Below are 8,999 nucleotides of genomic sequence, written 5' to 3'. Positions count from 1 at the left end.
GCCCCCGTATCCCGGAGCAGTGTCCCGGCCCGCGCCCCGGAGCAGGGCCCGAAGCCTCAGCCCGGCGTGCCCATCCGGTGGCGCAGGGTGGCGGCGAAGTCCTCGGCCATCTCCAGCCGTGCGCGCAGACTCTCACAGCGGTCATCGGTGGTCCGCCGGAAGGCGTCCAGCCGCTCCCGCAGCCGGGCCAGCTCGGCACCGGCGGGCGGGGCGTCGGTGNNCGGTGATCTCCAGCAGGTCCCGCATCTCCTCCAGGGAGAAGTCCAGCGGCTTCATCCGGCGGATCACCATGAGGCGGTCGACGTCGGACTCCGTGTACAGCCGGAAGCCGCCCTTGCTGCGGGCCGAGGGGACGACCAGCCCGACCTCCTCGTAATGGCGGATGGTGCGCAGCGACAGGCCGGTCCGCTCGGCCACCTCACCGATCTGCATCTGCCGCTGATCCGTCATCGTCCGGTGATCCCCTTCTCCATGTCCCTCGGTCTCTCCATGTTCCTCGATCGCGACGGACCTCAGACCCTCAGACCCTCCCCTTACGTCAGGGTAGAGTCTGAGGGTTCGCATCCGGGCCATGATGCCCGCTCCGGTGGCCGTCCGGCCGCCGCGTGGACGGTCCGGGCCCCGCCGAAGCGGCCGGGCCGGCGAGAGACTCCGCCCCGCCGCGGGCGCCCGAACGGAGACCGTCGTATGTCATCACCGCTGCCCGCGGCACGCAGGCCGCGCCTGTCCAAGCCCGTGTGGCTCGGCTCCCCGAAGGTGCTGCGCACCGAGGTGCTGGCCGGGCTGGTCGTCGGGCTCGCGCTGATCCCGGAGGCGATCTCCTTCTCCGTCATCGCCGGTGTCGACCCCAAGGTGGGGCTGTACGCCGCCTGCACCATGGCCATGGTGATCGCCTTCGCCGGCGGCCGGCCGGCCATGATCTCCGCCGCCACGGGTGCCGTCGCCCTGGTCGTCGCGCCCGTCGTCCGCCAGCACGGACTCGGCTACCTCATCGCCACCGTCGTCCTCGCGGGCGTCTTCCAGATCGTCCTGGGCGCCCTCGGCGTGGCCAAGCTGATGCGGTTCGTGCCGCGCAGCGTGATGGTGGGCTTCGTGAACGCGCTGGGCATCCTGCTGTTCACGGCCCAGATCCCCAACCTCCGCGATGTGCCCTGGCCGGTCTACCCCCTCGTCGTCGGGGGCCTCGCGCTGATGCTGCTCCTCCCCCGGCTGACCAAGGCGGTGCCCGCGCCGCTCGTGGCCATCGTGATCCTCACGGCGATCACCGTGGCCGCGGGGATCGCGGTGCCGACGGTCGGCGACAAGGGCAAGCTGCCCTCGTCCCTGCCGGTGCCGGGCCTGCCCGACGTGCCGTACACCTGGCACACCCTCACCGTCATCGCGCCCTACGCCTTCGCGATGGCCCTGGTGGGGATCATGGAGTCGATGATGACCGCGAAGCTGGTCGACGACCTCACGGACACCCCCTCCGACAAGACCCGGGAGGCGGTCGGTCAGGGCATCGCCAACATCGTCACCGGCGTCTTCGGCGGCATGGGCGGCTGCGGGATGATCGGCCAGACGATGATCAATGTGAAGAGCGGCGCCCGTACCCGGCTGTCGACCTTCCTCGCCGGGTTTTTCCTGCTCGTCCTGTGCATCGTCCTTGGCCCGGTCGTCTCCACGATCCCCATGGCCGCGCTGGTCGCCGTCATGGTGCTGGTCTCCGTCGGCACCTTCGACTGGCACTCGGTCAGGCCGGCCACGCTGCGGCGGATGCCGGTCGGGGAGACGGCGGTCATGGTCATCACGGTGATCGTCGTGGTCGCGACGGGCAATCTGTCCATCGGCGTCGTCGTCGGCTCCGTGACGGCCATGGTCATCTTCGCGAGGCGGGTGGCCCGCATGGCCGACGTCACGGCGGTCACCGACCCGGACGGCACGCAGGTCGTCTACGCCGTCACCGGCGAGCTGTTCTTCGCCTCGTCCAACGACCTCGTCCAGCGGTTCGACTACGCCAACGACCCCGACGACGTCGTCATCGACCTTTCCGCCACACATATCTGGGACGCCTCCTCGGTGGCCGCGCTGGACGCGATCGAGACGAAGTACGCCCGACGCGGTAAGCGGGTCAGCATCATGGGGCTGAACGAACCCAGCGCGGTGATGCGTGAGCGGGTGGCGGGGACCCGCTGACGGGGTTCAGGGGGCCGCCCTGCCTCCGGGTGCGGGGGAGGGCGGCCTGCGTGGGGCTACGGGCTCTCAGGAATATGGGAGCGCCGACGGCAGATGGTTAAACACCGCAAACATCATGAACGTGAACGCGAGAAAAATAGACGACTTCACTGGTGCTGCTCTCTCGATGAAAGGACTCCGTGAATCACGTGAACGGATGTTCGGTGTCGAGCACTTGACGATCACGTGTGCGGGTACTTTTACAGTGCTGCTGCACCCGAAGTCAATCTGGCATCCGCGAGGAGAGAAAGGGCTGATCAGCTCCGCCGTTGTGGCCGGGGAGCGGCGCGCAGGGTGGCGAGGATCTGCGACGCCCGGGCCGCTTCCGCGGGAGCGCCGATTTGCTTGCTCACGGTGAGGCTCTCCTCAAGGTGTGCCCTCGCCTGCGCCGCGCGACCGGTGTCCAGTTCGGCGAGGGCGGCGTCGTAGGACGTGTCGACCACCTCGCCCGCGGCGTTGATGCGCCGGGCGAGGGTGAGCGCGGCGACGTGGAGCGGTACCGCCTGCTCACTGCGGCCGGCCGCGCGATGCGCCTTGCCGATCCGATTGAGGGCGAGGGCCTCCCTGCGCCGATCGGCCATGGTCCGGAAGACCTCCAGGGAACCCTGCGACAGCGTCAGCGCCTCTTCTGTTTGCCCCAGCCCTATCAGGGCGTTGGCCAAGTTCATCTGAAGAGTTGCCTGCTCTCTTCTGTCGGATCTCCGAGACGCCAGGGAAATGGCTTTTCGGTAGGCGAACTCGGCAGATTTCAGGTCGCCCGTTCTCGTCGATACTTCCGCCAGGTTGTTGAGCGAAACGAAGATGCCGCGCTCGTGGCCGATCGCGGTGAATTCGGAAAGAGCAGAGTTGAAGCAAGTCAGTGCGGCATCGCTTTTCGCGAGGTGAGCGTAAGTCGATCCCAGTATGTTGTAGCTGCGCGCCACCTGGAGCCCATTTTTCATTTGCATACGAGAATCAAGGGCCTGTTCTTGCAGGGATTTCACCAGCCCGTACTGGCCCGTCTGCCACAGTGGAATGCACAGCTGATTGACGCATTCACACTCCAGTTCCGAGTCCCCCAGGGCGCGCGCCAGCTCCAGTGCCTCGCGTGCGGCCGAGATCGCTTCGTCGTAGCGGGAGCGATGGCTGTGCGCGACGCCGAGATCGAGCAGCGCCCGTGCCTGCGCCTTGCGGTCCCCTGCGGCCGCCCAGTGCGCGACGGCCCGTCCGAGCAGCGTCTCCGTCGTGGTCAGGCGGCCCTGTGTGTCAAGGAACTCCGTCAATACATGTACGGATAAGGCGAGTTGACGCTCAGACCCCTGCCGGCTGATCCACTCCAACGTATCCGAGAGGTTGCCGCTTTCGGTCAGTAGCCATTGCTCGGCCGCATGTACGTCATTGATCTCGGGGAGGGTAATGAAGTCGTCGGCGTCCAGACTGGTGCGGGAGCGGTAGGGGTGGACCAGACGGTCCGCGCGATCCGCCGCGCCCATATAGAACGTCGCCAGCCGTGCCATCGCCGCCCGCGACTCCGTTTCCTCCGTGTCGCTCAGTGAGCGTGCGTACGTACGCAGAAGATCGTGCAGGGTGAAGCGATGCGGGGCCGGTTCGGAAAGCAGATGCTGGGTGAGCAGCTGCTCCAGCGCGCGTTCCGTCGCGGCGAGGGGCAGACCGGTCAGCGCCGCCACCGCATGCGGTCCGAACTCCATTCCGGTATGGAGGCTTGTCCGGCGGAAGACCAGCTGCTGTTCGGCGTTCAGCGCGCGATAGGACAGGGCGAACACATGCTCCAACGTCCGTTCACCGTCACGGAGTTCATCGAGCCCGCCCGCTCCGGCGGTCAGCTGCCGCAGCAGGTCCGCCGCGGTCCACGACGACCTGGCCAGCAGCCGGCTCGCCGCGATCTCGACGGCCAGCGGCAAGTGACCGCAGACGCGCACGATGTCCGCGATCTCCGCCGCCCGGGACCGCCCGCCCGCACCGAGGCGCCGTTCGAAGAGGGCGATCGCGTCGGCGCTCGGCAGCACGTCGAGCGAGATCGAGCGCGCGCCCGGCAGACCCGTGAGCCGGCGGCGGCTGGTCACCACGACCGCCGTCGGCGAGGCGCCGGGAAGCAGTTGCCGTACCTGCTCCGAGCAGACGGCGTCGTCCAGGATCACCAGCATCCGCCGGTCCCGCGCCAACGACCGCCACATCGCGGTGAGTTCCTCGGTGTCCTGCGGCAACTCCTTGCCCTCCGGGCCGAGCACCCGCAGCAGCGTGGTGAGCGCGCGGTCCGGGGCGCCGGCCGTCCGGTCCGCCGCGTGGCCGCCGAGCCGTACGAAGCAGCGGCCGTCGGGATAGCGGTCCGCCACCTCGTGCCCGCAGTGCACGGCCAGCGCGCTTTTGCCGACGCCCCCCATTCCCTCCACGGTCACCACGGCCCCCGACTCGCCCCCGCCCTCGGACAGGGCCGAGGTGAGCCGCCGTAACTCCTCGCGGCGGCCGATCCAGGGAACGTCCCGCGGCAGGTTGTCCGGCACGGGACGGCCGGGCCGTGCGGCGGGCCGGCGGCGGGGGCCCTGGCCGTACAGCGCGCCCGCCGGGGTGCCGGCCAGGATTCCCTCCTGGATGCGATGGAGGCGCCGGCCCCCGTCCAGGCCGATGTCCCGGATGACGCGCTGCCGGGTGCGTTGCAGCAGCTTGGTCGCCTCCGCCGTACGACCGCCGCCGTGCAGCGCGACGGCCAGCAGCCCCACCAGGGCCTCGTCCACCGGGTGTTCGGGCGCCAGCGGGGCGAGCACCGGCACCGCCTCGGTGAACCTGCCCGCGTTCATGAGGAGTTCGGCGCGGGTCATGGCGGCGATCAGGGCCGTCTCGCCCACCGTGGCGCGCAGGTGGTCCGGCCAGGAACCGGAGATCCCGGCGAGCGGCTCGCCGTACCGGTGGGCGTCCGCCCGTTCCAGCAGCTGGAGCGCCGCGTCGTCGTCACTGCCCTTGAGCGCGCGGGCCTGTTCGACGCAGCTGGTGTAGGCGCGCAGGTCGACGCGGTCGGGGTCGACATGCAGGACGTACGAGTTCGTCCGGCTGGTGATGGTCGGCGCGCCGGGGTCGGCCGTCCGCAGCGCGCGGCGCACCCGGGAAATATGGGTGTGCAGCGTCTCGCGGGCGGTGGCCGGCGGATGGTCGTCCCAGATGCGGTGGACCAAACTGTCCACGCTCACGGACCGCCCCGCGTCCCAGGCCAGCGCGGCAAGGGCCGCCCGGGACTTCGTGGGCCCCAACGGCCCGGCCCGCCCACCGACGCGTACCTCGACCGAACCTGAGAGCCGGATCTCGAACTCCACCAGAGTCCTCCCGCCGGTAGGACCTGTACTGGCCGGGCATACGAGCGTGTCATGACCCCGCTCACGCTGGCTATGCGCGCGCCGCACGATCCCGAATTTGACCGATAAACAAGATATTTTCCCGGGCCCGGCGCCGGGGGCTGGGGGTTCTGAGGGGGCGGAGCCCGAAGAGAGGCCCTGGGACGGTGCGGGGTGGCGGGAATCGGCCCGTGCGACCTCCGGGCGGTCTTCACATGATCTTTCCGGAACCCTCGGTTCCGCCGCCGACGGGCCGTGTCACGGTGGTCGGACCGATGATGATCAAGGAAAGGGGCCGCCGTGGCGCTGGAACTGACGGAACGGGTACGGGAGCGGCTGGAAGGGGCGAACTTCTGGTCCGTGGCCACGGTGACGCCGGACGGGGCGCCGCACGCGACCCCGATGTGGGTGGGACTGGAGGACGGGCTGATCGTCTTCAACACCTCGGTCGGGCGGATCAAGGAGGAGAACCTGCGCCATGACCCCCGGGTCCACCTCTCCCACGCCGACACCGAGAACCCCTACGACCGGGTCCTGGTGTCCGGCCGTGCGGTGCGCCTCGTGACGGGTGAGGAGGCAGAGCAGGGGATGGACCGGCTGGCGCGGAAGTACCTGGGACAGGACAGCTACCCGTGGCTGATGGAGGGGGAGCGGCGGGTGCATGTGCTGGTCGAGGCGGAGAAGGCGCGGCACGTGGTGGGGGTGGAGCCGTTCCGGGCGGGGGTGCTTCCTTCCTGAGCCCGCCGGTCGTGCTTCCTTCAGCCTGCCGGCCGGGCCTCTTGAGCCTGCCGGTCGTGCTTCCTGGGTCCGCCGGTCGTGCTTCTTGAGCCTGCCGGTCGTGGTCGCGTACGACGGTGTCGGGTGCGCGCGGCGCTCAGACGCTTGACGTCCCTCGGCGGCGCCGCAGCAGAATCCCCGCCCCGATCACCGCGCCCGCGAGGGTGGGCAGGCCGTGGATGTCGTGGAAGGCGTTGTCTACGACCGCTCCGGCCAGTACCGCGGCGCCCCAGACGCGCACCCGGTTGAGCAGGGGCCGGGGCCAGCCCTTCTCCTGGGCTGCGAGGAAGAGCCAGGACACCAGAGCGCCGGCCAGGCCGAGCACGGCGATGGAGTTGCCGGCGCCGTGCGGCTGCCAGACGTAGCCGAGGCCCTCGCCGATCGCCGCGGGCACCAGGTACAGCGCCAGTACGCCCTTGGCGCCGAAGATCCTCTCGGCGGGGATGCCGAGGGCCGCGATGGCGGGCACGGTCACCAGGGCCTGCCAGCCGGGGGACTGCACCAGCAGCGGGGACAGGGCCCGCCACCACTCGCCCGACGCCAGCGCGCCGGGATCGCGGCGCAGCGCGGCGAGCACCCCGGGGAAGGCGAACTGGGCCGCGGTCACCGCCCCGGTGACCAGGAACAGCGTCGCCGTCACCGGCGGCACCCGTCGGCCGCGGGCGCCGGGCCGGGGCTCCGGGGCCGGTGGCCGTTCGTCGTGCCGTGCACCGGTCACCCCGTACAACTCCCGTCCGCGCCATGGTCGTTCCGGTGCGCGACGGGACGCCCGCGCGGCCGGTCCATGCGTTCCGCAGGCCGCCCGTGTCCCGCTGGAGCGGCCCGCCGGAGGCTATCGCGAGTGGTCGACGGCCGGTGCGACCGGCTGTGCGGGCCGGCGGTCCGCGAACTTCTCGACGGCGGCCGGGGTGACGGGCGTGAAGAAGTTGACGAGGTTGCCGTCGGGGTCGCGCAGCAGCAGCGAGCGGTTGCCCCAGGGCATCGTGGTCGGCTCGGTGACGAACTCGGTGACGAAGCCGGACAGGTCCCGGTGGACGCGGTCCACGTCGTCGACCAGGAACTCCGTGATCACGCTGTGGTTGTCCGCCGGGCGGGCGGAGCCGGGCGCGAACAGCGGGACCGTGCGGGTGCCGGCGATCGCGAGCGTGGCGCCCGCGGGCCGGAGTTCGGCGAAGTCCTCGGTGGCCCACGCGGCCCGCACCCCCAGGGCGCGCTCGTAGAACGCGACGAGGCGTGCCACGTCGCCGGTGATGACGCGGATCGAGACGAAGTCCATGGGGGTCTCCCTGCGGTGCCGGATTCGGGTTGCGTCCCGCACGTTAGGAGAAATAGGGGACAGAATCGGTCCACTATCGGCGTTAGATTGTGCGCATGTCCCGACCCACCGGCCGCGTCCTGACCCTCCTCGAACTGCTCCAGTCGGGCGGCACCCGGACCGTGGCCGAGCTGGCCGACCGCCTCGGCGTCCAGGGCCGGACCGTGCGCCGGTACGTGGACCAGCTGATCGACCTGGACGTGCCCGTGGAGTCGGTGCGCGGCCGCTACGGCGGATACCGGCTCGCCCCCGGATACCGGCTGCCGCCGCTCATGCTCGGCGACGACGAGGCACTGGCCGTCCTGCTCGGTCTGATCGCCGGCCGCCGGGCGGGCCTGACGACGGCGCAGCGCACGGCGAACGAGACCGCCTCGGCGAAGATCCGGCGCGTCCTGCCCCGGCACCTCGCCGGCCGCCTGGACACCCTCCTGGACGCCCTGGCCTTCACGGACGAGCCCGGCACGTCCGACACCGCGCAGCCCCCGGACAGCGCCGTCCTCCTCACCCTCGCTGACGCGGTACGCCACCGCCGCCCGGTCTCGATCCGCTACACCGACCGCGCGGACCGGCGCAGCGAACGCACCCTGCACCCGTACGGGATCGTGGCGCACGCGGGCCGCTGGTACGTCACCGGCGAGGACGCCTCCCGCGCCGAGGACCGCACCTTCCGCCTGGACCGCATCGGTGCCGCGCGCACCCTGCCCGGCACGTTCGAACCGCCCTCCGGCCCCGACCCGGCCGAGCGTGTCCTGGCCGCCTTCGCCACCGCCGAGTACCGCCACCAGGTCACCCTGCGGATCCACGGCACCCCGGCCCACCTCCGCACCCGCCTCCCCGCCACCGTCGCCACCCTGGACGACCCCACGGGGGACCGGGCCCCGACCGCCGAACGCTGGCTCCGCGTCCGCCTCCACGCGGAACGCCTCGACTGGCTCCCCCCTCTCCTCGCCTCCCTGGACCGCCCCTTCGTGATCGAGAGCCCCGACGAACTGCGCGCCCTGATGGCGGAGTTCGCCGAGCGGCTGACGTCCTACGCCGACCGGGCGTGACGACGTGGATCCGTGCCGGTGTGGTGAAGGACCGGGACCCCGGTGTCCAAGTCCTTGTAGCGGCAGCCGGATTTGGTCAGACTCGTCCTGAAACTTCTGCTGGTCATGGGGGACGGGATGAGGCGTTCGGCGGACAGTGATCCATTAGGCGGCGGGTCGGGGCAGGGGGCGCGGGCCGGTGGGGTTCCGGTGCGCAAGGACGCCGGCGGTGCCGGGCCCGCGCCCTCGCTCGCGGAGGTCGTCGGGGCCGCCGGCGGGCTGCCGGAGGACGCGGTGCTGTGGATCGCGGCGGGCCTGGCCGGAGCCCTCGCCGTGCTGCAC

General features: G+C 71.0%; 6 protein-coding genes and 1 pseudogene. 3 read left to right on the top strand and 4 right to left on the bottom strand.

Translation table 11 applies throughout. The features are described 5' to 3' along the window. Positions 1-56 precede the first annotated feature (56 nt). A pseudogene (locus tag CCN72_RS13225) lies at positions 57-450 on the bottom strand (MerR family transcriptional regulator). A gap of 237 nt (positions 451-687) precedes the next feature. Between CCN72_RS13225 and CCN72_RS13220 the strand changes: the two are divergent. Continuing rightward, positions 688-2,175 (top strand): SulP family inorganic anion transporter, encoded by a 1,488-nt coding sequence (locus CCN72_RS13220; protein ID WP_086807695.1) that lies wholly within the window; start codon positions 688-690, stop codon positions 2,173-2,175. Positions 2,176-2,471: 296 nt separating this feature from the next. Here CCN72_RS13220 and CCN72_RS13215 read toward each other — a convergent pair whose 3' ends face one another. Continuing rightward, positions 2,472-5,519: an AfsR/SARP family transcriptional regulator gene (locus tag CCN72_RS13215; protein WP_086807694.1), complete on the bottom strand. Its 3,048-nt coding sequence runs from the start codon at positions 5,517-5,519 to the stop codon at positions 2,472-2,474. A gap of 318 nt (positions 5,520-5,837) precedes the next feature. Between CCN72_RS13215 and CCN72_RS13210 the strand changes: the two genes are divergently transcribed. After that, a complete protein-coding gene (locus CCN72_RS13210) occupies positions 5,838-6,275 on the top strand; it encodes a PPOX class F420-dependent oxidoreductase (RefSeq protein ID WP_208637997.1) in 438 nt (145 codons plus the stop codon). Positions 6,276-6,411: 136 nt separating this feature from the next. On the opposite strand, the gene CCN72_RS13205 is transcribed toward CCN72_RS13210, so the two are convergent. Beyond that, positions 6,412-7,032: a rhomboid family intramembrane serine protease gene (locus tag CCN72_RS13205; protein ID WP_244174214.1), complete on the bottom strand. Its 621-nt coding sequence runs from the start codon at positions 7,030-7,032 to the stop codon at positions 6,412-6,414. A gap of 114 nt (positions 7,033-7,146) precedes the next feature. Beyond that, complete coding sequence (locus CCN72_RS13200) at positions 7,147-7,590, bottom strand: VOC family protein (RefSeq protein ID WP_086807693.1); 444 nt, start codon at positions 7,588-7,590, stop codon at positions 7,147-7,149. Positions 7,591-7,685: 95 nt separating this feature from the next. Between CCN72_RS13200 and CCN72_RS13195 the strand changes: the two genes are divergently transcribed. Continuing rightward, entirely contained in the window at positions 7,686-8,678 is a 993-nt protein-coding gene (locus tag CCN72_RS13195; protein WP_086807692.1) for a helix-turn-helix transcriptional regulator, read from the top strand. The last annotated feature ends 321 nt before the right edge of the window (positions 8,679-8,999 follow it).

It is taken from the genome of Streptomyces murinus, assembly GCF_002154555.1.
Taxonomy (GTDB): domain Bacteria; phylum Actinomycetota; class Actinomycetes; order Streptomycetales; family Streptomycetaceae; genus Streptomyces; species Streptomyces murinus.
The sequence above is the reverse complement of the archived record's forward strand: the minus strand, read 5'-3'. Positions and strand labels throughout refer to the sequence as shown.

Excerpts from the sequence above, each read along its gene's own strand:
- CCN72_RS13220 (WP_086807695.1), top strand. The coding sequence starts at position 688 with ATGTCATCACCGCTGCCCGCGGCACGCAGGCCGCGCCTGTCCAAGCCC.
- CCN72_RS13200 (WP_086807693.1), bottom strand. The coding sequence starts at position 7,590 with ATGGACTTCGTCTCGATCCGCGTCATCACCGGCGACGTGGCACGCCTC.
- CCN72_RS13195 (WP_086807692.1), top strand. The coding sequence starts at position 7,686 with ATGTCCCGACCCACCGGCCGCGTCCTGACCCTCCTCGAACTGCTCCAG.